The 26060-nt window shown below is 60.2% G+C and carries 16 protein-coding genes; 2 read left to right on the top strand and 14 right to left on the bottom strand.

The features are described from left to right. Positions 1–130: 130 nt before the first annotated feature. The 13 genes from truB to O0882_RS23095 all read right to left on the bottom strand — a co-directional run bounded on the left by truB (position 131) and on the right by O0882_RS23095 (position 18177). Entirely contained in the window at positions 131–1066 is a 936-nt protein-coding gene (gene truB / locus O0882_RS23155; RefSeq protein WP_289951853.1) for a tRNA pseudouridine(55) synthase TruB, read from the bottom strand. A 2-nt stretch (positions 1067–1068) separates the two neighbouring features. Continuing rightward, positions 1069–1491 carry a 30S ribosome-binding factor RbfA gene (rbfA, locus tag O0882_RS23150; RefSeq protein ID WP_034782531.1) on the bottom strand — a complete coding sequence of 141 codons (423 nt, stop codon included), beginning with the start codon at positions 1489–1491 and terminating at the stop codon, positions 1069–1071. A 117-nt stretch (positions 1492–1608) separates the two neighbouring features. Then, positions 1609–4467 (bottom strand): translation initiation factor IF-2, encoded by a 2859-nt coding sequence (gene infB / locus O0882_RS23145; RefSeq protein ID WP_289951851.1) that lies wholly within the window; start codon positions 4465–4467, stop codon positions 1609–1611. A gap of 46 nt (positions 4468–4513) precedes the next feature. Beyond that, complete coding sequence (gene nusA / locus O0882_RS23140) at positions 4514–6079, bottom strand: transcription termination factor NusA (RefSeq protein ID WP_034782529.1); 1566 nt, start codon at positions 6077–6079, stop codon at positions 4514–4516. Then, on the bottom strand, positions 6076–6564 hold the full coding sequence (gene rimP, locus O0882_RS23135) for a ribosome maturation factor RimP (protein WP_071079329.1): 489 nt from the start codon (positions 6562–6564) through the stop codon (positions 6076–6078). Before rimP ends, nusA begins: the two co-directional genes overlap by 4 nt. Positions 6565–6905: 341 nt before the next feature. Next, entirely contained in the window at positions 6906–8993 is a 2088-nt protein-coding gene (rluB, locus tag O0882_RS23130) for a 23S rRNA pseudouridine(2605) synthase RluB (RefSeq protein WP_289951849.1), read from the bottom strand. Continuing rightward, a complete protein-coding gene (gene scpB / locus O0882_RS23125; RefSeq protein ID WP_289951848.1) occupies positions 8986–9780 on the bottom strand; it encodes an SMC-Scp complex subunit ScpB in 795 nt (264 codons plus the stop codon). Before scpB ends, rluB begins: the two co-directional genes overlap by 8 nt. A gap of 409 nt (positions 9781–10189) precedes the next feature. Then, positions 10190–11209, bottom strand: coding sequence for a glucokinase (locus O0882_RS23120; RefSeq protein ID WP_096234051.1), 1020 nt, complete (start codon positions 11207–11209; stop codon positions 10190–10192). Between the two features lie 349 nt (positions 11210–11558). Continuing rightward, on the bottom strand, positions 11559–12521 hold the full coding sequence (locus O0882_RS23115; RefSeq protein ID WP_289951846.1) for a VTT domain-containing protein: 963 nt from the start codon (positions 12519–12521) through the stop codon (positions 11559–11561). 27 nt (positions 12522–12548) lie between these two features. Next, on the bottom strand, positions 12549–14255 hold the full coding sequence (locus O0882_RS23110) for an ABC transporter ATP-binding protein (RefSeq protein ID WP_289951844.1): 1707 nt from the start codon (positions 14253–14255) through the stop codon (positions 12549–12551). Between the two features lie 9 nt (positions 14256–14264). Beyond that, complete coding sequence (locus O0882_RS23105) at positions 14265–15374, bottom strand: ABC transporter permease (protein ID WP_289951842.1); 1110 nt, start codon at positions 15372–15374, stop codon at positions 14265–14267. Between the two features lie 9 nt (positions 15375–15383). Continuing rightward, positions 15384–16322, bottom strand: a complete 939-nt coding sequence (locus tag O0882_RS23100; protein ID WP_034782513.1) for an ABC transporter permease — start codon at positions 16320–16322, stop codon at positions 15384–15386. Positions 16323–16350: 28 nt separating this feature from the next. Then, complete coding sequence (locus O0882_RS23095) at positions 16351–18177, bottom strand: ABC transporter substrate-binding protein (protein WP_289951839.1); 1827 nt, start codon at positions 18175–18177, stop codon at positions 16351–16353. Between the two features lie 578 nt (positions 18178–18755). Between O0882_RS23095 and O0882_RS23090 the strand changes: the two genes are divergently transcribed. Together O0882_RS23090 and O0882_RS23085 are read left to right on the top strand one after the other, a co-directional pair. Further along, entirely contained in the window at positions 18756–21425 is a 2670-nt protein-coding gene (locus O0882_RS23090; RefSeq protein WP_289951837.1) for a TonB-dependent receptor, read from the top strand. Positions 21426–21783: 358 nt separating this feature from the next. Beyond that, positions 21784–24447, top strand: coding sequence for a TonB-dependent receptor (locus O0882_RS23085; RefSeq protein ID WP_289951835.1), 2664 nt, complete (start codon positions 21784–21786; stop codon positions 24445–24447). 90 nt (positions 24448–24537) lie between these two features. On the opposite strand, the gene aroG is transcribed toward O0882_RS23085, so the two are convergent. Beyond that, positions 24538–25602, bottom strand: a complete 1065-nt coding sequence (gene aroG / locus O0882_RS23080; RefSeq protein WP_289951943.1) for a 3-deoxy-7-phosphoheptulonate synthase AroG — start codon at positions 25600–25602, stop codon at positions 24538–24540. Between the last annotated feature and the right edge of the window lie 458 nt (positions 25603–26060).

The raw sequence follows: 26060 nt of genomic DNA, 5'->3' as shown, positions 1-26060 counted from the left end.
CCGCGTAGTATAGCATGTTGCGTTGCAACGCTATCTAAAAATGCTGGCGGCTCCCACAGTCGGGGACGATTTGTTTAAAAAAGCGACACTGTTTAACGAGTGTCGCTGGGTAATATGACGTTGCTGTGACTTATTGATGCGCCGTGGCAATCAAGCGTTCCGGCGCCAGGATGCTGTATTCCTGCAACTGGCCCGTGCCCAGCAGCTTGCTGTCGTGATACACGCGCACCCTGCCCGGTTCGGCTGGTACGGCGACGTCTTCCTTGCCCAGTGCGATGCGCTGGCCATGCAGGAAACGCTTGGCCAATTCTTCCGTCAGCTGGACGGCGGGGAAACTCGACAACAATGCATCGACGGGCGCAAGCAAGCTCAGCGGCGCGGCATGCGCCGTCAGCTCGTCCAGGGTGACGACGCCATCGAGGGTCAGGCTGCCCACCTGCGTGCGGCGCAAGGCGTTCAGATGGCCGCCGCAACCGAGGGCATGGCCGATGTCTTCGCCCAGCACGCGGATATACGTGCCCTTGCTGCACATCACGGACAATTTCAGGAACGGGGCTTCGTAGCCGAGGAACTCGAGCTTGTGGATGGTCACCGGGCGCGCTTCGCGCTCCAGGGTGATGCCGGCCCTTGCATACTCATATAAGGGCTTGCCGTCTCTTTTCAAGGCCGAGTACATGGGCGGCGTCTGCAAAATCGGCCCGCGGAACCGCGCCAGCACGGCTTCGATCTGCTCTTCGGTGACGTTGACGTCGCGCGTTTCCAGCACCTCGCCCTCGGTATCGCCCGTATTCGTCGTCTGCCCCAGGTGCACCAGGGTTTCGTAGGTTTTATCGGCTTCCAGCAAGTCCTGCGAGAACTTCGTGGCCTCGCCAAAGCACAGCGGCAGCAAGCCCGTGGCGAACGGGTCCAGCGTGCCCGTATGGCCCGCTTTTTTGGCATTCAGCACGCGCTTGGCCTTGATCAGGGCATCATTGCTGGACCAGCCCACGGGCTTATCGAGCAGCAAGACGCCATCGACCAGGTCGCGCACCCGCTTGATGCCGGGTGGTTTCTTCGGACCCGCCACGTTTATTGCTCGTCCGCTTTGTCTGCTGGCTTTTCGTCCGGCTCGGCGTCGGCCGCGCGCGTGGCGTTGGCCTTATCGATCAGCAAGGACATTTCCATGCCGCGCGACGTCGAGCTGTCATGCACGAAATGCAGCATCGGCAGGGTATGGATGTGCAGGCGCTTGCCCAGCAAGCCACGGATGAAGCCAGACGCGGCCATCAAGCCTTCGGTGGTGTTCTTGATGGCTTCCTTGCTGTCTTTCAACATCGTGAAAAACACCTTGGCATGCGCGTAATCGGGCGTGATCTGCACTTCGGTGATGGTGATCATCGTGCCCACGCGCGGGTCTTTCAATTCGTAGGCGACGATTTCAGCCAGATCGCGCTGGATCTGGTCGGCCACGCGCAAGCCGCGCGCTGGCATGGTTTTGCTATGTTTAGCCATGATTTTATGCTGTCCTAAGTGCCGCAGGGCGCATGAGTCAAACGGTTGCCCGTTGACCAATGCGCCCCACGTGTTTGCGCGGACATCACTATGTCCGCGCCATTGTTCTTGCTGAGATTACAGGGTACGAGCGATTTCCTGGACTTCGAACACTTCCAGGGTGTCGCCAACCTGAATGTCGTTGTAGTTGCGCAGCGACAGGCCGCACTCCAGACCGGCGCGAACTTCTTTCGCATCGTCCTTGAAGCGTTTCAGGGAGTCGATCTCGCCGCTCCACACCACGATGTTGTTGCGCAACAGGCGGACGGAAGAAGCACGCTTGACCACACCATCGGTGACCAGGCAACCGGCAATCGCGCCCACTTTCGAGACCAGGATAACCTGGCGGATCTCGACCTGGCCGATGACGGTTTCGCGTTTCTCTGGTGCCAACATGCCCGACAACGCCGATCGGATCTCGTCGATCGCATCGTAAATGATGTTGTAGTAGCGAATGTCCACGCCATTCGACTCGGCCAGCTTGCGTGCCTGGGCATCAGCACGGGCGTTAAAGCCGATGATGACCGCTTTCGAAGCGACTGCCAGGTTGACGTCCGATTCCGTGATGCCGCCGACTGCCGCGTGAACAACTTGTACGCGCACTTCGGAGGTCGACAGTTTCTGCAGCGAACCGACCAGCGCTTCTTGCGAACCTTGCACGTCGGTTTTGATGATCAATGGCAAGTTTTTCACTTCGCCTTCGGCCATCTGGTCGAACATGTTTTCCAGTTTCGCAGCTTGCTGCTTGGCCAGTTTCACGTCGCGGAACTTACCTTGACGGAACAGACCGATTTCACGCGCCTTGCGCTCGTCAGCCATGACGACGACTTCTTCACCGGCAACCGGCACTTCCGTCAAGCCCTGGATTTCGACCGGAATCGAAGGACCCGCTTCAGCGATGGACTTGCCGTTCTCATCCAGCATGGCGCGAACACGGCCATACGAAGAGCCAGCCAGAATCACGTCGCCGCGTTTCAATGTACCGGACTGCACCAGGATCGTCGCGACAGGACCACGGCCCTTGTCCAGACGTGCCTCGACAACCAGGCCGCGCGCAGGCGCATCGACCGGTGCCGTCAGTTCCAGCACTTCGGCTTGCAACAGCACTTGTTCCAGCAGATCGTCGATACCCTGGCCCGTTTTGGCCGAGACCGGCACGAATGGCGATTCGCCACCGTATTCTTCCGGCACGACTTGCTCGGCGACCAGTTCCTGCGTCACGCGGTCCACGTTGCCACCCGGTTTGTCGACTTTATTGATCGCCACCACCAGCGGTACGCCGGCTGCTTTCGCATGGGCAATCGCTTCTTTCGTTTGCGGCATCACGCCATCGTCGGCGGCAACCACCAGAATCACGATGTCGGTTGCCTTGGCGCCACGGGCACGCATGGCGGTAAACGCTTCGTGGCCCGGGGTGTCGAGGAAGGTGATCATGCCGCGTGGCGTATTGACGTGGTAAGCGCCGATATGCTGCGTAATGCCGCCCGCTTCGCCGGAGGCAACCTTGGCGCGGCGGATGTAATCGAGCAACGAGGTCTTGCCGTGGTCGACGTGACCCATGACGGTGACCACCGGTGCGCGCGGCTTCGACTCGAAGTGCGCGTGCTCGCCCACATCGGCCAGCAACGCTTCCGGATCATCCTGCTCGGCGGCGAACGCCTTGTGGCCCATTTCTTCCACCAGAATCATGGCGGTTTCCTGGTCCAGCACCTGGTTGATCGTGCACATCTGGCCCAATTTCATCAAATGCTTGATGACTTCGGATGCCTTGACGGACATTTTGTGTGCCAATTCGGCCACGGTGATCGTTTCCGGTACGTGCACGTCTTTGACGACGGCTTCCGTAGGAGCCTGGAAGTTCGATTCACGGTCGTCATGGTGCGTCGGGCGACGGCCCTTCGCGCCACCGCGCCAGCTGTCACGGCCGCCTGGGCCGCTATTGCCGCGTGGCTTGGGACCACCGGTGGTGCCGCGTTTTTTCGCGTCATCGGACCAGGTGGACGACACATTCGCCGACTTGATGGATTTCTTGTCTGCAACAGCAGGCTTCTTGTCGCCAGGCTTGTCGCCAGGTTTCTTGTCAGCAGGCTTGTGCAAGGTGCCTTCCGGCGCCTTCGGCTTGACCGGAACCGGTACGGGTTCAGGAGCTTTGATGGCGCGGCGTGGCGCGTTCATCATGGCCTTGATCTGGGCGACTTCGTCGGCAACAGCCTTGCGTGCACGGTCCGTGGCTTCCGCTTTGTCAGCGGCTTCCTTGGCGGCAACAGCGGCGGCGGCGGCCTTCTTCTTCGCTTCTTCAGCGGCAGCAGCTTTTTTCGCTTCGGCAGCGGCGTCGTCAACGACAGGCGCAGCGGCGCTGGCGGCAGGCGCGGCAGCAGCCTTGGCAGCAGCTTTCTTCGCTTCCGCTTCAGCTTCTTTCTTCGCAGCCAATTCAGCCTGTTGCGTGGCTTTCGCCTGGGCTTCTTTTTCCGCGTCGAGCTTGGCCAGACGTTCTTGCTTTTCGCGCAGATCAGCTTCCTGGCGGGCGATCAGTTCAGCCTGTTTACGGGCATCTTCTTCACGGCGCGCCACGTCGGCGGGATCGATCACCGGTGCGGCAGGCGCGACCGGTTCTGCCGCGACCGGCGCAGCTTCGTCACGCTGGACGAAAGTGCGTTTCTTGCGCACTTCCACCTGGATGGTGCGCGACTTGCCGGTGGCGTCAGCTTGCTTGATTTCAGTCGTTTCCTTGCGGGTCACGGTGATTTTTTTCTTTTCTGTGTCAGCCGCTGCGCCGTGTGTGCGGCGCAGATGATCCAAAAGCTTGTCCTTATCATCTTTCGACAATGGATCTGACGTCGAACTTTTCTCGACGCCGGCAGAACGCAGCTGCGTCAGCAGCAAATCTGCAGGCATCTTCAGTTCGGTGGCAAATTGGGCTACGTTGTTACTCGCCATTCAGTCCTCTTTTCTATGTGTCGCGGAGATGATAAAGATACTCAAATTAAGCCTTTGCGGATTCGGCCAGACTCCATGCCTTGGCTTGCAACGCCTTGGCACGATCGTCATATTTCGAGTCAACCAACTTCATCTCATCGTCGGTCACATCTTTAAATTCACTTGTAATCAGTTCACGCGCACGGTCCGCAGACAAGGCCAGGATTGCGCCAAATTCGTCGTATGCCAGTGCTGCAAATGCTTCAACGGTCTTGATACCAGCCAGACCCAGCTTGCCGGCGGTAATGCGGTCCATGCCTTCCAGACCCACCAACGCCTCGTCCATGCCTTCCAGACCCTCTTCCGAAGCAATCGCTTCGGTCACGAGCGCGTCACGCGCACGGGTACGGAGTTCATTGACGGTATCCTCGTCAAACGATTCGATTTCCAGCATTTCGGAAATTGGCACGTAAGCGATTTCTTCCAGACTGGCGAAACCTTCTTCCACCAGAATATCGGCCACTTCCTGGTCGACATCGAGCTTTTCCATGAACAGGATGCGCACGGCAGCCGTTTCCTGGGCAGCTTTGTCAGCCGATTCTTCGGCCGTCATGATGTTGATCTTCCAGCCGGTCAGGTCCGAGGCCAGGCGCACGTTCTGGCCGGAACGGCCGATCGCGATTGCCAGGTTTTCTTCGTCCACGACGACATCCATCGCGTGTTTTTCTTCATCGACCATGATCGACGACACGTTCGCCGGCGCCAGGGCGCCGATGACGAACTGCGCCGGATCTTCCGACCACAACACGATGTCGACACGTTCGCCACCGAGCTCGCCGGTAACAGCCTGCACGCGCGAACCGCGCATGCCGACGCAGGTACCGATCGGGTCGATGCGCTTGTCGGCCGTGTAGACGGCGATCTTGGCGCGGACGCCGGCATCGCGGGCAGCGGATTTAATTTCCAGCATGCCTTGCTCGATTTCCGGCACTTCCAGTTCGAACAGCTTCATGATGAATTCTGGCGCGGTGCGCGACAGGATCACTTGCGGGCCGCGCATATTGCGGTCGATGCGCAAGATGAAAGCACGCACACGGTCGCCGATACGCAGATTTTCTTTCGGGATCATCTGGTCGCGTGGCAGACGCGCTTCGATCTTGCCCGATTCAACGATGGCGTCGCCGCGTTCCATGCGCTTGATGGTGCCGGTGACGAGCGAATCGCCGCGTTCCAGGAAGTCGACCAGGATCTGTTCACGTTCGGCGTCACGCACGCGCTGCAGGACGACCTGTTTGGTATCCTGGGCGAAACGGCGGCCGAATTCAACGGATTCGATCGGCTCTTCGATGTGGTCATCGACTTCGATATCGGAAATCTGTTCTTTTGCCTCGAAATGCAGGATCTCCTGATCCGGCAATTGCAGGCCAGCTTCATCGGGCACCACGTGCCAGCGGCGGAACGATTCGAATTCGCCCGTTTCGCGGTCGATCGAAACGCGGATGTCTACCTCACCCTCATACCGTTTCTTCGTGGCTTGCGCCAACGCGAATTCGAGGGCGCCGAAGACGACATCTTTATCGACGTTTTTTTCGCGCGCCAGCGCGTCAACCAATAATAAAACTTCGCGGCTCATGCTTTGCGTCCCTTAAAAACCACCTGCGGCACCAAGCGTGCCTTATCCACATCCGCGAGCGTAAATTCCAACATCGCCGGACCATCCTTACCTTCAAATTCCAACGACAATTTATCGCCCACGGGTTCTTGCAAGATCCCCTGGAACGATTTCCGGTTGTTCGTACCCGGCATCGCCACATTCAGCTTGACGATGATTTCCTGACCTGCGAAACGGACAAAGTCTTCCAGCTTGCGCACCGGACGATCCAGACCCGGGGAAGAAATCTCGAGACGCTCGTAAGGAACGTTCTCTACCGTCAACACATGCGATAACTGGTGACTCACCGTGGCACAGTCTTCGACCGTGATCGGACCTTTTTCAGCGGCATCGGCGGCGCTGAAATCAATAAAGACGCGCAGCATTCCGCGCTCGGCACGTTCGACATCAACGAGCTCATAGCCCAGACCTGTAACTGTCTTTTCAATTAATCCCAACTGCTGCAAGAAATTCTCCAGAAATAAGGCCCGTTTTCGGCATGACAGCGCCGCATTGAGCGCCGACAACATGCAAAAACACGCATTCAAGTCATATATGGCCCCTTGCGGAGCCATGACAAACGGTTCAACAAAAAAAAAATGGGCATCTGCCCATCTTCCTGTATTTCCCCAACCAGATAAGCACTCCCCGCCAAACAACCCTGCGGAGAACTTTTATTAGGCTGCAGATTATAACCTCTTATTAACTTCGCCGCAATGCCGCACACAAGGAGCGGCCCGGCTTACAACAGTTACAAGAGCGCGCGCCCGGGGCTAATTATCGGGCGAGCAAGAAGAAATCCCCTGATTTAACCTTTGCTGCGACGGCGCGGCATGCCATCCATGCCGCCACGGTCCATGCCGCCACGCGGCTGGCCACCGGAACGCGCCTGACCACCTGCAGCACCGCCCGCATTGCGGCGCGGACCCGTGTTGGCAAAGCCGAAGGTCGTTTGCAGCGGATCGGGCTGACGCGGACCGCGCTGCGGCGCGCGACCCTCACCACCGGCAGGACGCCCCTGCCCCTGGCCTGCCGCACGCGGCGGACGCCCCTGGCCTTGCGGCGCACCTTCGAAGGATGCCGACGAGCGCTGCTGGCCACCCTGGAACGGACCTTGCGGCTGGCCACGGCCAGGACCACGCGCATCGCCAGGACGGCCGGCGCCGCCTGGGCGACCCTGGCCTTGCGGACGGGCAAACTGGCCTTGCGGCTGACCACGGCGCGGCGCGACCGGGAAAGGATCGGCGTTGCGGTTGCTGACATCGATGCGGTTGCCATTCGGCTCATCATCGCGGTCCTTGCGTTCGACCTTGCGCGCTTCGCGGCCCTTGGCGGCACCAGCGGCACGGGGGTCGCCCGATGCCGGCATTTTCTTTTCGATGCCGTAGGCGGTCAACAGATCGCGTACGGTATTTTCTTCCATCTCTTCCCAACGACCGCGCTTCAAGCCGCTTGGCAGGGTCATGGCGCCGTAACGGGTACGAATCAGGCGCGAAACGGTCAGGCCGATCGCTTCGAACATGCGGCGCACTTCGCGGTTACGGCCTTCGCCGATCACCACGCGGTACCACTTGTTGATGCCTTCGCCGCCGCCATCGGCGATCTTCGAAAATTGCGCCAGGCCGTCTTCCAGCTCGACGCCGGCCAGCAGCTTCTGGCGCATGCCCTCTTCCAGCTCGCCCAGGGTACGCACGGCGTACTCGCGGTCGATGCCGTAGCGCGGGTGCATCAGGCGGTTGGCCAGGTCACCGGAGGTAGTGAACAGCAGCAAGCCTTCCGTGTTGAAGTCGAGGCGGCCAACGGCCAGCCATTTGCCCGCTTTCATGGTCGGCAGGCGATCAAACACGGATGGACGGCCGTCCGGGTCGTTGTGGCTGACGATTTCGCCGGCCGGCTTGTGGTACACCAGCACTCTTGGCGGCTTCTTGCTGACGCGGCGCTGAATCAACTTGCCATTGATGCGCACGTGGTCGCTTGGCAGGATGCGCTGGCCAATGTGGGCCGGCTCGCCATTCACGGACACGCGGCCCGACACGATCAGGTCTTCCATGTCGCGGCGCGAACCGAGACCGGCTTCGGCCAGCACCTTGTGCAGCTTCGGCGCGTCGTCGTCGGACGTCAGATCGCGGCGCACGGCCACTTTCTGCACGCGGCCCGCGCCGCCTTCTTCGCTGTCGAACGCGTCGGAGGTGACAAACGAGAAGACAGCATCAGCGTCGCTGAGTTTACCTGGCGCAGCCTGGCGGCCCTTGCCCTTCTTGCGGCTCTTGCCGGCATTCTTGCCGGCGCCCGGCACGTCGTTGCGCGGACCGCGCGGCAGGCGCGGACCGGAAACGAGGTTGCCTTCGGCATCGAACACATCGGCGACAGGCGCGGCGGCTTGCTCGGCGGCAGGCACTGCCGCAACGGCTTCGGCCGCCTGCGGCGCTTCCGCGCGCGGCGGCTGACGCAGTGCGCGTTCCGCCTGCACGCCACGCATCTGGCGCGGACCACGGGTTGGGCGTGCTTCGGCAGGCTTGTCAGCGACGGCTTCCGGCGCGGCTTCCGCCTCGGCGGCAGCGGCCTTGGCGGCGGCGCGGGCGCGCGGCGGACGCGGCGCCGGGGCGGCAACCGCCTCGGCAGCGGCTTCGGCGGCATCGGCGACGGCTTTCAGGGCCGGCTTGGCGCGGGTTTTCTTGACGGCTGGCGCAGCTTCAGTTTCCGCAGCGGCGGTGACAGGCGCGTCGGCGGCCACGTCGGCTTTGGTGCGGCGCTTCGGCTTGGCCGCGACGGCGTCGCCGGTAACGGCAGCAGCGGCCGTATCAGCTTCGATCTGGGCCTTGGTGCGGCGCTTGGGCTTGGCAACGATGGCTTCGTCGCTGGCGATTACTGTCTCGGGTGTGTTCGGATTATTCATTCTTCGTTTCTTGGCTGTGCTGACCTGGCGCAGCGTCAACCGTTAGTTCTGGCGCAGGGTCGTGAGTGTAGGCTTCGTCCGTGGGCGAAGCATCGGGGCCGGCATCAAGGCTTGCTGTCACATCTACATCTGTCACAGCCGTATTGCTACCTGCACCAAGCTGGGGGGCAAGCTCGTTGCTTGCCTTGTCAAAATTTTCTTGCAGGGCCGCTTCCAGGGCTTCGAGCCCATTGCCCTGCATGTCACTGATTTGCTGCAAAGGCGGCAGCTGGGACAGCGAATGCAAACCCAGGTCATCCAAAAACTGCTTGGTGGTGGCCAGCAAGGCCGGCCGTCCCACCACGTCGCGGTAACCGATGGCATCGACCCAGCCACGGTCTTCCAGCATCTTGATCGTCTGCGAATTGACGGCAACGCCGCGGATTTCCTCGATATCGCCGCGCGTCACCGGCTGGCGGTAGGCGATGATGGCCAGGGTTTCCAGGGTCGCCCGCGAATACTTGGGCGGCCGCTCGGGCGTCATGCGGTCAAGATACATCTTCATTTCCGGGCGGCTTTGAAAGCGCCAGCCCGAAGCCAGACTGACGATCTCGATGCCGCGCCCCTCCCACTCCTGCCGCAATTCTTCCAGCAATTGCTTGATCGTGTCGGCGCCGACGCCGACGCCACGCACGCGACCATTCTCGTCCGCATCGACGAACAGCTTTTTCAGGCTGTGGATCGTCAGCGATTCACGAGCGCACAGCAACGCGGTTTCGAGGACTTTTTTAGCCTCAATTGTATTCATAGCAATTCTGTGCGGATGTGTATTGCAATTCGTAGGCAGAGAAAGAAATCAAAAACGTTCATTTCAACGTAACAGATGGCAGACATCGATGATGACGCCGTGCTGGGTTACAAGTTGAGGCTGTTTTTCCGACGCCTTGGCCGATGCGCGCAAAGCGGGATTAAAGCGGATGCAGTGAAAGTCCTGCCATCCATGGTGCTGGCCTTAAATAACCAGCAATGAAACGAACTCCGGAGCTGCTGCTATTCCCGTGCTATTCCCGTGGCGAAAATTCAGCCAGACAGGAGAGCGACAGTCGTCGTTTCATCCAACGATGCCAATTGTACCTGATAAAAAGCGGAAAAGCGCAAAACCGGGCAAAACACGCGTTTTACCCGGCCCTGGCGCGACACATCGCCCACTGCCCGCATCACAGGGAGGCGAGTTTCTCCGAGAGAATGGCCGATGCACCCAAGAAAGCTGGGTACTGCGCCGTGATGACGAAGGTCGGCACTTGCGAGACATAATTGGCAAAGCGGCCCTTGCGCTCGAAGCGGGCGCGGAAACCGGAACGGTCGAAGCGCGGCCCCAGGCGCGGCACGATGCCGCCGCCGATATAAATACCGCCGAGCGCGCCCAAGGTGACGGCGACGTTGCCCGCCACCGTGCCCAGCATGCAGCAGAATGCTTCGATGACGTCGTCGCACAGCTGGGATTCGCCGGCCAGCGCGCGGCGCGTGATTTCCGCCGCCGGCAAGGCTTCCGCCGGCACGCCCGCGCGGTCGGCCAGGGCGCGGTAGATCAGTTCCAGGCCATCGCCGGAAATCAGGCGCTCGGCCGAGACGTGTTCGTATTCGCGCCAGGCAAATTGCAGGATGCTCACTTCCACTTCATTGAACGGCGCAAAGCTGACGTGGCCGCCTTCGCTTTGCAGGGCGATCCAGCCGCCGTGCGAGGGAATCAGGCCCGACACGCCCAGGCCCGTGCCGGCGCCGATCAGGCCGATGGCCGTGTTCGGACGGGCCGTGCCCGCGCCCACCTGGTGCTTTTGCTCGCTCGACAGTTGCGGCAAGGAACGCGCCAGGGCCGTGAAATCATTGACCACGTCCAGGGTCGTGAAACCGCACTCTTCGCGCATGGCGCGGATCGAGAACGACCAGTGGTGGTTCGTCATGCTGAGGAAATCGCCGTCGACCGGGTTGGCGATGGCGATCACGGCATGGCGCACGGCTTGCCCGCCGGCGGCGGCGATGTGCGGCAGGGCCAGGTAGGCTTGCAGGGCGGCGGACAGGCTCGGGTAATCGGCACAGGGCAGCACTTCCACCAGGGTGATGTGGCCGGCGGCCACTTCCAGGGCGAAACGGGCATTGGTGCCACCCACGTCGGCCAGCAGGCGCGGTCCATCGGCAAAGGCGGAAGTCGGCAGTACGGGAGAAGACGAAGCGCTCATGATTTTAAATGATGAAGTGGGACGCATGGGACGCCAAGCTTAAAGGATGAATGCGCCCGGAGGCAAGCAAAGTTTGTAGTTTAAGTACATCAAAACCAGCCTTTATTGGTAGTTCCACTCCAAATGCAACAGGCAGGGCAGAAATTACTCAAAAACAATGGTTTATAGTAAGTACTTGCACTCGGCAAGCGCACGAAAAGCATGCTGCACAGCAGCAGGAGTCGCCCTTCACGGAGAGTATGCCGCAGTTTGCGCAAAGGCGCTTTGTATGGAACGGCGCAGGCGTGGCGCTGCCGTCCCGGTGGCCCGGCGACGGTGTTTTCGTATTATTACTACCAGTTTTTACTGATCAGGAGGGCATGCCTTCGCCCAGCAGGCTGGCGGGCGCCGGCTGGTCCGAGCGGTAGGCGGCGTTCCACGCATCGAGGCCGCCATGCAGGGGCTTGGCCCGGTGAAAGCCGTGCTGGTGCAACAGCTTGGCCACTTGCGCGGCCGTCACGTCGTTGGGACAGCTGCAATACACGATGATGTGGCGGTCCTTGTCCATGGCGATCATGGCGGGCACGGGCTCCTTGCCATTGAAGAACAAGGCGCCCGGCACGGCCGGTTCCAGCGCTTGCGCCGTGGCACTGCGCGCGTCGACCATCAGCGGCTCTTCGCCCTGCTCTATGAGTTCGAGCAATTCATCGATGCCGATGCGCTCGATCTGCAAGGCCTGGCGGAAACGCCGGCGCTCGAGGAATTTGTACAGCAGGAACAAGCCCAGCAAGGTGGCCAGCATCAGCAAGGCGGTGCTGCCCATGGTGCTGAGCAAGTCGAGCACCTGCTGCACGCTGGCATGGAAAATCACGCCGACGACGATGCCGGTGCCGCTCCACAGCAAGGCGCCCAGGCCCGCGTACAGGAAGAACAGGCCCGGCGGCGTACCCAGCGCGCCCGACATGGGCGCGGCCACGGTATTAAATCCCGGCACGAACTTGGAGACGATCAGGGCTTTCGGCCCCCAGCGCTTGAATTTATCTTCCGTCTGGCTGACACAGTAATCGGGCGACAGCGAGATGCGGCACAGCAGCCGCAGGATGCGCTTGCCGAAATGGCGGCCCGCGCGGAACCACGTGAAGTCGCTGATCAGGCAGGCACCCAAGGCGGCAGCCAGCACCAGAGCCCCATTCATGTCGCCATCGACGGCCAGCGCCCCCGCCACCACGAGGATGGGAAAGGCGGGAATCGGCAAGCCGAGCTGCTCCACCAGCACGATGCCAAAGACAATCAGGACACCGTAATGTTCGAGCAGGTAAATGAGGTTGGGCATGGCCGCTATCTTACCGTAAAAATCCCCCTACAATTGCACGCCCTTCGGGATAGCGCTCAACAAGGTGCGCGTGTACGGATGCACGGGATTGCGGTACAGCTCATCCGAATCGGCCAGCTCCACCACCTGCCCCTTGTGCATCACCATCACCTGGTCGGCGATGTATTTCACCACCGACAAATCGTGCGAGATGAAGATGTAGGACAAGCCGAATTCATCCTGCAAATCCTGCAACAGGTTGAGTACCTGCGCCTGTACCGACACGTCCAGCGCCGACACGGATTCGTCGCACACCAGGATTTCCGGCTGCATGGTCAGGCAGCGGGCAATCGCAATGCGCTGACGCTGGCCGCCGGAAAACTCGTGCGGATAACGGTGGAATGCCTGCTCCGGCAGTCCCACCTTGTCGAGCAGCCAGTAGGCCTTGGCAATGCGTTCCTGGTCGTTCGCGCCGATCTTGTGGATGCGCATCGGTTCGAGCAAGATCTGCCCCACCGTAAAGCGGGGGTTCAGCGAGGCGTATGGATTCTGGAAGATGATCTGGATGCGGCGTTTATACGGCAAATACTCCCTGTTCGGCATGGAAATGAGGTCCTTGCCGTGGAACATGGCCGTGCCACTCGTTGCCTGGTGCAGGCGCAATAAAGTCAGGCCCACCGTCGTCTTGCCGGAACCGGACTCGCCCACCACGCCCAGTGTCTTGCCGCGCGGTAGAGTGAACGACACATCCTTGACGGCCTGGAATTCGCGCTTGCCGAACAGGCCCACACGCGTATAAAAACTTTTACTTAAATTATTGACTACCAGCACCGGTTCATCGCCCGGCGTGTAGCCGCGCGTGCGCTGCTTCATGTCGATACCGGGGCCGGCCTTGATTGCCTCATGCTTACCATCCATGTAATCGGCGATCACGGGCAGGCGCCATGGCCGTTCATCCAGCGAGGGCCGACAATGTAGTAATGCTTTGGTGTACGGGTCTTTGGGGGTGTCAAACACTTGCCGCACTTCGCCCGTCTCGCGCACTTCGCCGTGGCGCATGACGATCACCTGGTCGGCGATCTCTCCCACCAGGCCCAGGTCGTGGGTAATGAAGAGCACGGACATCTGATGTTTCTTTTGCAGCGCCGCGATCAGGTCCATGATCTGCTTCTGGATCGTCACGTCGAGCGCCGTCGTCGGCTCGTCCGCGATCAACAGTTTCGGTTCGCAGGCGATCGCCATGGCGATCATCACGCGCTGCTGCTGGCCGCCCGACATCTGGCTCGGGTAGGCGTCGATCTTGGTGTTTGGATCGGGTATGCCCACTTCCTCCAGCAATTCCAGGGTACGGGCGCGCGCCTGCTTGCGGTTCATGCCCATGTGCTGGCGCAACACTTCGGCGATCTGGAAGCCGACCGTGAAGACGGGATTCAGCGACGACATCGGCTCCTGGAAGATCATCGAGATATCCTTGCCGCACATGGTACGCCGCTCGGCGATCGACAGTTGCAGCAGGTCGCGCCCGCCGAAATGGATGCTCGATGCAGGATCGATGATGGTGTTATCTGGCGGCAACAAGCCCATCACGGCCAGTGAACTGACGGACTTGCCGCTACCCGATTCGCCCACCAGGGCGACGGTGCTGTTGCGCGGCACGTTGAACGAGATGCCCTTGACGGCTTCGAACGTGGTCTTCTTGTCCAGGCGGAAGGTGACGCGCAGGTCGCGCACTTCCAACAGGTTATTCTGGTCCATGAGCAACTCCTATTTCACTTTGGGGTCGAGCGCATCGCGCAAGGCATCGGTAAACAGCGAGAACGCCGTCACCAACACGGCCATCGCCGTGGCGGCGGCGGTCAGCTGCCACCATTTGCCCAGGATCAGTTCATTTTGTGCCTCGTTGAGCATGCTGCCCCACGAGACGGTGCCCACCGGCACGCCAAAGCCGAGGAAGCTCAAAATCACTTCGGCCTTGATGAAGCCCACCACCAGAATCGACATTTGCACCAGCGCCACGTGGCTCACGTTGGGGAAGATGTGCGAAAACATCTTGCGCCAGTGCGAGGCGCCGATGGCGTCGGCCGCCATCACGTATTCGCGCGCCTTGTGCTTGATGTATTCGGCGCGGATCAAACGGTACGGCCCCGTCCAGCCCGTCAACCCGAGGATCAGCACGATGGTCAGCACGCCCTTTTGCTGCAGCACGGCCGCCACAGTGAGAATCATGAGGATCGATGGAATCGACGTAAAAATGCTGTAGAACCAGTTGAAGAAGTCGTCGACCATGCCGCCGAAGTAGCCGGACACGGCACCAAAGAGCGTGCCCAGCACCACGGCCAGCAAGGCTGCCACCAGGCCCACGACGATCGACGTTTCGCCGCCCTTGATGGTTTTCTGCACGATATCGTGGCCCCACTTGTCGGCGCCGAACGGTAACGTTGCCGCCTTGTGCGCGATCAATTTCTTGGCCTTGCCCATGCCGGCGCGCAAGGCCGTCAAATCGTCGGCCAGCGGGTCGGTGACGCCGTACATCTCGACGCCGGCCGATGGATTGCTGCCCATCTGGGCGCGCAGTTCGGCGATATCGTCGGCCAGCGGATCGAGCACGTTGACGGGTGTGGGCGCGCTGCGCTCGTCCGTCACGGGCATCGCGCCATCGGCGGCGACATCCTTGTCGGCGCCCACAAACGTGGGCGGCGCATAGCTGACGGCCACTTCGTCTTCCCAGTTCGCCGCCACCAGGCCGCTGGCGGAGGCCAGTACCAGCAGGAAAAAGGCGCCGACCACGGCCAGCGATACCATTGCAATCTTGTCGCCGCGCAAACGGCGCCACGCCAGGGCCCACAGGCCGGGCGATGTATGAGGTTTCGACATCGTCTCTTTCTACTTCAGTTGTACGCGAGGATCGACCGCCTGGTACAGCAGGTCGGTGAGCAGGTTGAAGAGCATGGTGGCGGCGGCGACATACACGGTGATCGCCTTGATCACCGGAAAGTCGCTGCGCTCGACGGCCAGGATCACTTCACGCCCGATGCCGGGGATGCCGAAAAAGCGCTCCAGCAGGAACGCGCCGATCAGCAGGGCCGGCAAGTTCGACATCACATAGGTGATGATGGGGATGCCGGCGTTGCGCAGCACGTGGACCCACATGATGCGGCCTTCCTTCAAGCCCTTGGCGCGCGCCGTGCGCACGTAATCCTGGTTCGCCTCGTCCAGCACGAAGGTGCGGAACAGGCGCAGGGTCGGCGCGATGGAGACGGCCAGGCCGATCAGAATCGGCAAGGTCGAATAGCGCAGCAGGTTTTCCCAGAAGCTGTCGCCCCAGCCCTGCACGGGGAACAGGCCCAGTTTATAAGCGAAGCCGTACTGGAAGACGATGATGTAGACGAGGATGGAAATCGACATGCCCACCGTGCAGGCGATCATGACGGCGCGGTCCGTCAGCGAACCGCGCACGAAGGCGATGGCCAGCGCCAGCGCCACGCCAAAAAACGTTTCCAGCACGGTCAGCGGGATCAGCACCATCATCGACGGCCCCAGGCGCGAGGTGATGATGTGCGACACGGACTCGCCAGTCGCCCAGCTCTGGCCGAAATCAAACGTGACGATCTGCTTGATGAAGATCCACAGCTGTACATAGTATGGCTGGTCGACACCGAGCTGGCGGCGGATGTTGGCGATGCTTTCCGCACTCGACATCTTGCCGGCCAGGATGTAGGCGGGATCGCCGCCCACCCAGTTGAAAAGGATAAACACCAGCAGGACGACGCCCAGCATGGTGGGCAGCATCTGCCACAGGCGGCGCAGGATATAAGCAAACATAATGATTCCTTGTCTTTATAAGCTGCGCTTATTTGGCGGCTGGCGCCGGAACTGGTGCGCCATTGCTGTCGATGTCCATGAAGGCCCACTCCTGAAACAGGATCGGGTGCTTCTTGTAGCCTTGCACCGACTTTTGCGCCAGCATGTTGCGGTAGCGCGCATAGCCGATCAGGGCGCCCGCGTTCACTTCCAGGCGGCGCGCCATCTTGTGGAACAGCTCGTCGCGCTCGGGGCTGGCCGGCATGGCCTGGCTGGCCGCATACCACTTGTCGTATTCCGGGTCCTGGTAGCAGCCGTTGTTGTTCTGGTGCGTGTTGGGGCCGTAGAACAGCTGCATGAAGTTGTCGCCGTCCGGATAGTCGGCCAGCCACGGCGCCGTGCGCGTCTGCATCTTGCACTGCTTTTCCGTCTTCAAAATGTCGGAAAAGATCATGCGGTCGTTTTCCATGCGGATGCCCAGCGAGTTATACGTCTTGCGCCACATTTCCGCCTGCAGCACGCCATTGGCTTCGTTGCGCGAAGCGTAGCGGATCAAGAGCGGCTTGCCATCCGGCAAAGTGCGCCAGCCGTCGGCGCCCTTCTTGTAGCCGAATTTATCCAGCAATTTATTCGCCAGCACGGGATCGTATTGCAGCAGGGATTTGTAGTGCGGATCGTAGCCGACCACGCCGGGCGGAATCGGATAATCGAGGCGCTTGGCCTGGCCATTCCAGATGATGCGGATTTCCTCATCGATATTGTGCGCCATGGCAATGGCGCGGCGCAGGGCGATCTTTTCCTTGCTGAAGCCACCGAGAGTCGGGTCTTCCATATTCCAGTAGTAATAGCTGATTTCCGGGTCCAGCAGGCGCGACAGTTGCACGCCCTTCTCCGCCAGCTCGGGCCGCAGCTTGCCGTTGAGCATCGCTTTCGGCGCCAGCGGGCCATCGAGCCAGAACACGTCCGTGCCGCCGCTCTGGAAAGACAGCCAGCGCGACTGGTCTTCGATCATCACGGAAATTTCGATGCGGTCGATGGCGGGAATGCGCTTGCCCTGCATCTGGCGCACGATGCGCTGGTCGTCCGGGTCGTCGCCGGCCATGAAATTCCACGTCTCGGGCAAGTGCTGCGGGTTGCGGTTCAAGACGATGCGGTTGCCGCGCGTCCACTCACCGAGCGTGTAGTAGCCGGTGCCGACGGGATTCGAGCCCACTTCGCCCTTCACGTCGCCATACTTGTCCACCACTTCGCGCGCCACGGCGGCCGTCGGCACGTAGGCGAGGATCATAGGGAAATTAAAATCCGTCTTGGTCAGCGTGATGCGCAGGGTGTACGGGTCGAGGATCTCGAGGCCGGCCACCTTCTTGCTGTAGTCAAACTTGTTCGACTTGGCCGCTTCCTTGGCCAGATCGTCCAGGCCCACCACCTTGCCTTCGAACAGCCAGCTGTGCGGCGAGGCCAGGCGCGGGTCGAACAAACGCTTCCACGAATACACATAGTCGGCCATCGTCAATTCGCGGCGCTTGCCGCCGAACGCGGCGTCGGGCGTGAACAGGATGCCTTTTTTCAGGCGGATGGTGTAGGTCTTGCCATCGGCCGACACTTCCGGCATGGCCGCCGCCGCGCCGGGCACCACCTTGACGGGGCGCGCCAGGTAATCATAGGTGTACAGGGTGTCGAAGACGGCCTGCGTGATGTGGTTCGAATACAGGTCGCGCGCGGTGGCCGGATCAAAACCCGTCTCGGCGGCCGGCAGGATATAGCGCAAGGTTTTTACCGGCGCGGCCGCGGGGGCAGCGTCAACGGCAACGGCCGCCAGCGGCAGGGTGGCCAGGCAGGCGAGCAGCGCCACGCGCCGCATCCATGGTGACTTCATGTAATACCCTTCATCTCGATTATCTGTCGCACCGTATTGGTGCGCTTGTACTGGCTTCCCCCTGGGATACAGGATTCCACCACCAAAACCAGTCCATCCTCGCAAGATCTGTGCCTTGTTCGCAGCCTTCTCGACTGCCTGAAAAACGCGTAACGATAACGCAGTTTCCCCCTCGCCGACAAAGAGAAATGCAGGGGCCGCCACTCCTGACCCGCTGCCCGTCCGATTTTGCTGCATTGCACCACACCCTATTTTCATCGGCAAGAAAAAGACCGGCCGGACATCTACGCTGCAGTACAGCATTCGGTGCCGGGGCGCACGCTACGCAGCAAAAAACAGTTTCGGCTGGAAAATACATCACCAAACGAAGACACTTTGTTTTAGATCATTATCACTGAATGGAAGCCGTTGTTTAAAAACACAAAGTACAACACCCTGTTGACAAAGAGTTTTGTTAATCATTACATTCAATCAATTGAAAAGAGATAAATCATTTCACCTTTCAATATTCTCGGACGTGCTTACCGGCGCGGCCGTTCTTGCCCTTTTAGCCAACCGCTTTATCAGGAGTCTTGAACATGATTAGAGAAATATGCCTGTCCCGCTCCATCCGTTTGATCTGCGCCGGCGGCCTCGCAGCCGGCATCCTCAGCCAGCCGGCACTGGCCCAGGAAACCGGTGAAACGGCCGGCATGCAGCGCGTAGAAGTCACCGGTTCGTCCATCAAGCGGCTGGTTTCGGAAACAGCCACCCCTCTCTCCATCTTCAAGGCCGAAGATTTCGCCAAACAAGGCTTGACGACGGCCCAGGAAGTGCTCAGCAAGATCCCCTCGAATTCCTCCAGCATGGGTAGCGGCAATGCCGTCGGCGGCAATACCAGCGGCCTGCCCACGGGCGGCCAGGCCAGCGCCGACTTGCGCGGCCTGGGCGGCGACAAGACCCTGGTGCTGCTCAATGGCCGGCGCATCGCCAACCATCCGTATGACGGCGCCAGCGTCGACCTGAACATCATTCCCATCGCCGCGCTGGAGCGCGTCGAAGTACTGCGCGACGGCGCCTCGGCCATCTACGGCACGGACGCCATCGGCGGCGTCATCAACTTCATCACCAAGCGCTCCGTCAACGTCACGAATATCACCGCCGAGGTCGTCGCGCCCGAACACAAGGGCGCGGGCGAGCACCGCATCAACCTGTCGACGGGCTTCGGCAAGCTCGATACGGACGGCTACAATATTTTCGGTGTGGTCGATTACCACAAGCAAAATGTGCTGACTTCGCAAGACCGCGCCTTCTCGGCAACGGGCATCATTCCCGAGCGCGGCCTGTCGCTCACCAGCGGCACCACTTTCCCCGGCAACTACTTCGATGCCGCAGCCAACGGCGGCAAGGGCCTGGCCGGCAATCCGTATGCGGCCACGGGCTGCAACCCGCCCCTGTCCGTGGCGGCTGCCAACGGCACCTGCCGCCAGGACTACACGCGGCAGATCGACGACCTGCCGGCACAGGAGCAGGTGGCCTTCTTCGGCAAGGGCGCCTTCAAGCTGGGCGGCGGCCACCTGGCCACCGTGGAATATCTGCATTCAGAAAACAAGGTGAAGGCGCGCACGGCGGCACCGCCGCAAACGGGCTTGATCCTGCCCATCAGCAGCAAATACTACCCGGGCAATGCGGGCGGCGTGCCGGCCCAGCCGGGGCTGTCGGGACAGCCACTGAGCGTCAACTGGCGCCCCGTGGAAGCGGGTCAGCGGCAGATCGATTCCACCGGCAAGGCGGACCGCCTGGTGCTGGCCCTCGAAGGCGAGCTGGCTGGCTGGGACTACAAAACGGGCCTGAGCCATGCGATCAGCAAGTCGTCCGAGAAATTCACGGGCGGCTACGTGCAGGATGCAGGTTTTGCCGCTGGCGTGCTCAATGGCATCCTGAATCCGTTTGGCATGCAGGATGCGGCCGGCAAGACTTACCTGGACAGCACCGCCCTGCGCGGCGAGGTACAAAATGCCAAGGTCACCACCACGGGCTTCGACATCAAGGGCAGCCGCGAACTGATGCAACTGGCCGGCGGCCCGCTGGCCATCGCTCTCGGCGGTGAACTGCGGCGTGAAAAAGCCGACTTCAATGTCAACCGGGATATCGCCAGCCAGGCCACCAGTTCCGGCCTGTCCGGTTCGCTGTCGAAAAGCGGTTCGCGCACCATCCAGGCCGTCTTCGGCGAAGTCAACTTGCCGCTGATCAAGGACCTGGAAGTACAACTGGCGGCCCGCTTCGACCATTACAGCGACGTGGGCAGCACCACCAATCCCAAGCTGGCCCTGCGCTACCAGGCCAGCAGTGCGCTGGTGCTGCGCGGTTCGGCCAGCACGGGCTTCCGCGCACCGACCTTGTTTGAAAAGAACGCGCCGCCGTCGAAGAACGATACCAACGATTCCTACGACGACCCGATTCTGTGCCCGGGCGGCGTGCCGCAGCCGGGCGCCAATCCCCTGCGCGATTGCGATTTGCAGCAATTCAAGCTGCAAGGCGGCAATGAAAAGCTGAAACCGGAAAAATCCACCACCTTCGCCTTCGGCCTGGTGCTCGAACCGGTCAAGGAAGTCACGGTTGCCATCGACTACTGGAACATCCACCTGAAAGACAAGATTTCCTCGCTGCCAGAACAATCCATCTATGGCAACTACGAGAAATACAAGGCCTTGTTCCTGCGCAATCCCGACGGCTCGCCTTTCGCCATTCTCGACCTGAACGACAACCTCGGTGAAGTGAAAACCGACGGCATCGACGTCAGCCTGAATGCGCGCCTGGGACGCGGGGCCTATGGCGATTTCAGCGTGTCGGTGGACGGCACCTGGACCCACAAGTATGACTACCAGAACGAGCGCGACGGCGCCTTCATCGCCAACGTGGGCCGCTATGCGGACAACAATCCCGTGTTCCGCTGGAAACACACGGCCGCGCTGAACTGGCGCAAGGGCAACTGGGGCGCCACCGTGTCGCAATCGTTCAAGTCCGGCTACACGGACCAAAACCAGGTCGACCCGCAATACCGCCACGATGTGCCGTCCTACAGCCTGCTGAACGTGTCGGGCAGCTACGTGTGGAAAGGCTTGCTGCTGACGGCAGGCGTGAAGAACCTGTTCGACAAGGAACCACCGTTCTCGAACCAGGGCACCCTGTTTCAGAAAGGCTATGACCCGCGCTATACGGATCCGATCGGGCGCGCGTATTACCTGCGCGGAAGCTATACGTTTTAAGGGAAATTTTCAGGTCGATAGATAAAACAGGCAGCGCTGGCAACAGCGTGCCAGCAACAGAAAAGCGGCGCCGTCAGCGATGATGTGCGCCGTTTTATTTTACCCATCTGAGCACGGCTGACAAGGGTTCACGATATTTTATTACTGAAGGATTATGAAAAAAACAGGAATATGTTGCATTTCATCCAAAAAGTCCGCACGAAATTGACAATCTGAATCATGAATGCTTTGATGAGGGCCCAGAAAATTTACAGAATTTTCATTGGTGGATTTTCAAAAAGGCAAATAAATTGTTGGTAAGCAACAAGTTATTTCAAAATAATTGCCGCCTTTATCACAATAACAAGGAATTTCAGAAATGATAGAAAATGTAATATCGCGGTCGCTGCGCCTGATGTTTGCAGGCGGCATGGCCCTGAGCATGCACACCGCGTATGCGCAAGAAACAACAGATGGCACCATGCAGCGCGTGGAAGTCACCGGTTCGAGCATCAAGCGCTTGTCGTCTGAAACGGCGTTGCCGATCACGTCGATCAAAGCCAGCGACTTTGCCAAGCAAGGCTTGACGACGGCACAGGAAGTCCTGTCCACCATTTCCATGAATCAAAGTACCCAGGGCAGCAGCCAATCGGTGGGTGCAGGCACGGGCGGCCAATCCGTCGCCGACCTGCGCGGCATCGGCGGCGACAAGACCCTGGTGCTGCTGAATGGCCGGCGCATCGCCAGCCATCCGTTCAACGGCTCGTCCGTCGACCTGAATATCATTCCCGTCTCGGCCCTGGAAAGAGTGGAAGTGCTGCGCGACGGCGCGTCCGCCATCTACGGTACCGACGCCATCGGCGGCGTCATCAACTTCATCACCAAGCGCTCGGTCAAGGGCGGTTCCGTGACCGTGGAACACTACGAGCCACAAAAATCGGGTGGCGGCGACGAGTCGCGCCTGAACCTGTCCGCCGGCTATGGCGATCTGAACAAGGATGGCTTCAACGTCTTCGGCGTCGTTGACGTGCACCGCCAGTCGGCGCTGAACGCCAGCGACCGCGCTTTCTCGGCCAACGGCTATGTGCCGAACAAGGGCGTGAATAACCTCAGCAGCACGACGCCGATCGCCAACTTCACCACGATCAATAAAGATCCGGATCAAGTATTCTCCGGCAACCCGGCGTTTGCCGGTGGCTGCGTGGGCGAAAACCTGCGTCCGAATCCGAGTGGCCGTCCGACCTGCGCGTTTGACGCCGCGCCGTACATCCAGGACATTCCGAAGACCAACCAGGAATCGTTCCTGGGCAAGGCCAGCTTCAAGATCAACCAGGATCACCTGGCCACCCTCGAATACCTGCACGCACGCAGCACCAATGAGTCGCGCATCACGCCGCCGACCTTGACGCGCATCGGCCTGATCATGGACAAAAATTCGCCATACTATCCGGGCGGCAGCGCCGGTGTACCTGCCGTTCCTGGCCTGGCAGGTGAAAACCTCGACCTGAGCTGGCGTCCGATGGACATGGGCCAGCGCATCGGCTTCGACACCAGCACCTCGGACCGCCTGGTTGCCGCGTCCGAAGGCATCGTTGCCGGCTGGGACTACAACGTCGGTCTGAGCTACTCCGTGAGCAAAGCCACCAGCGCCTTCGTCAACGGCTACCTGGGCGACCAGCGCATGATCGACGGCGTGGCCAGTGGCGTGCTCAATCCGTTCGGCCAGCAAAGCGCCGCCGGCCTGGATTACCTGAAAAAGTCCTTGTTGCAAGGTGAGTACCTGAGCGCCAAGATGACCAGCACCGCGGTCGACGCCAAGATCAGCCGTGAAATCTACAACCTGCCAGCGGGCGCCGTCGGCTTTGCCGTCGGTACCGAATTCCGCAATGAAAAGGCGGAATACGACATCAACACGGCGCTCGCTTCGCAAGCGTCGAGCTCCGGCTATGCCGAAGCCAAGGACCAGTCGGGCAGCCGTAATATTGCCGCCATCTTTACGGAACTGAGCATCCCTGTCGTGAAAAATCTCGAACTGTCGCTGGCAGCCCGTTACGACCATTACAACGATGTCGGTGGCAGCTTCAATCCAAAAGTCGGTGTACGCTGGCAGCCGACCAACCAGATCCTGTTCCGCAGCTCGTACAACACGGGCTTCCGCGCTCCAACCCTGTATGACCTGCATGGTCCGATGAGCAAGACCTTTACGGCCGGCAAGTACAGCGATCCACGTCTGTGCCCAGGCGGCGTAGCCATCCCTGGCGCGAATGAAAATTCGGCTTGCAGCACGCAGCAATACATCCGCTCGGGCGGCAATCCGGAAATCAAGCCGGAAAAATCGAAGACCTTCAGCGCCGGTATCGTGCTCGAGCCAACGAAATCGCTGACCGTCTCGCTCGACTACTTCCAGATCAAGCTGCGCGACAAGATCGACCGGGTGGCTGAACAAACCCTGTTCGACAAATACGATAAGTACCAGAACAACTTCGTATACTCGGCCAATGGCAACGCGCTCGATTATGTGCTGTCCCCGCTGGAAAACCTGGGCGAAATGCATACTGCGGGTGTCGATCTGGGCTTGAACTGGAGATTGCCACGCAGCCAGTATGGCAATGTCACCTTTGCCTTCGACGGCACCTGGGTGCAGAAATATGAGTACCAGAACGAGCGCAACGGCGAATACGTGCAAAACGTGGGCGTGTATGGCGAAAATGGCCCGGTGTTCCGCTGGAGACATAATGCTTCGCTGAACTGGAACCTGGCTCAGTGGAACGCCACCTTGTCGAACAAGTACATGAGCGGCTACCACGACATGAACGACGTCGACGACGAATTCAAGCAAAAGGTCAAGGCATACTCGATCTGGTCGCTGTCGGGCATGTATTCGGGCTTCAAGAACACGGAACTGACCGTGGGCGTGAAAAACCTGCTGAACGAAGATCCACCGTTCACCAACCAGTACACGACGTTCCAGTCCGGCTACGATCCGCGTTACGCCGATCCGCTGGGCCGTACCTTCTACGTGCGCGCCACGTACAAGTTCTAAGCTGATTGCATCTGCTCCCGGCTAAAAACTGAAAAACCCCGGAAAGCTTAGCTTTCCGGGGTTTTTTTTCATGCTACACGCCACGTCATTTCATTCCTTGTCGCCCTGCAGGCGGCGCAGCTTCACGGCTTGCGCCAGGTTTTCCAGCACGGCCACGCTGGCGCTCCAGTCGATGCAGCCATCCGTGACGGATTGGCCATAGATCAATTCCTTGCCCGGGATCAAATCCTGGCGCCCTGCCACCAGGTGCGATTCCACCATCACGCCGACGATGCGGCTGTCGCCGCCGGCCACCTGGCTGGCGATGTCGGCACACACGGGGATCTGGTTTTCCGGTTTTTTCGAGCTGTTCGCATGCGAGGCGTCGATCATCAGGCGCGCTGCCAGGCCCTGCGCGGCGATCGCCTTGCAGGCCTCGTCCACGCTGGCCGCGTCATAGTTCGGGGTTTTTCCACCGCGCAAGATGATGTGGCAATCCTCATTGCCGTTGGTCGACACGATGGCCGAGTGGCCGCCCTTCGTGACGGAGAGGAAATGGTGCGGCTGCGAGGCGGCCTTGATGGCTTCCACGGCGATTTTCACATTGCCGTCCGTGCCATTCTTGAAGCCGACGGGACAGGACAGTCCCGAGGCCAGCTCGCGGTGCACCTGCGACTCCGTGGTGCGCGCGCCGATGGCGCCCCAGCTGATCAGGTCGGCGATGTATTGCGGGCTGATGACGTCGAGGAATTCCGTGCCAGCCGGCAAGCCCAGCTCATTGATATCGCGCAACAGTTCGCGCGCCATGCGCAAGCCGTCATTGATGCGGAAGCTGTTGTCCATGTACGGGTCGTTGATCAGGCCCTTCCAGCCCACCGTGGTGCGCGGCTTCTCGAAGTAGACGCGCATGACGATTTCCAGTTCACCGGCGAAACGCGCGCGCTCCTTGACCAGCAGGCGCGCATATTCCATCGCCGCCTTGGTATCGTGGATGGAGCAAGGCCCGATGACCACCATCAGGCGGTCATCCTGGCCGTGCAGGATGCGGTGCAGGGCGATACGGGCGCTGGCAGCGGTCTGTTCGGCTTGCTCCGAGCAGGCGAATTCGCGGATCAGGTGGGACGGCGGGGTCAATTCCTTCATTTCGCGAATTCGCAAATCATCGGTGCGGGGCATCATTTTCTCCAAAATTTAAGGAAGGGTAAAACATCTGGGTAAAAAAAAACCGCCATCAGTGGCGGTTTTTTAGAATTTGCTGGGATCTCGTTTTTTGCTGCTACGTGAACCGACCGCTACTCCACCGCCTTTGGGTTGGAATTGCTAAAGTAAAAATAAGCGGTAAAAAAGTGGCGAGCGAACATGCGAGTCATCCATAAGTGATGAACGACTATAAACCTAAATTGCAAGGATTGGCAAGCATATTTGTCGGCAAAGCCGCATGCCGCTGCCGTTTTAGACGGCAAAGCGCGTAAAAAAGCATAAAAAGTTGCGCGCCCTTAGACCGGCATGGTCAGTCCAGTGCTGAGGCCGTCGTGGCGCGCACACCACGCAACGCCCATTGCAGCGACGGCAAGCGACACACTACTGATCAAGATCTAATCGCGGGCAAACCGGACGGACAAGATTCAAAGACG

It is taken from the genome of Janthinobacterium sp. SUN073, from assembly GCF_030397665.1.
Classification (GTDB): domain Bacteria; phylum Pseudomonadota; class Gammaproteobacteria; order Burkholderiales; family Burkholderiaceae_D; genus Janthinobacterium.
The sequence above is the reverse complement of the archived record's forward strand: the minus strand, read 5'-3'. Positions and strand labels throughout refer to the sequence as shown.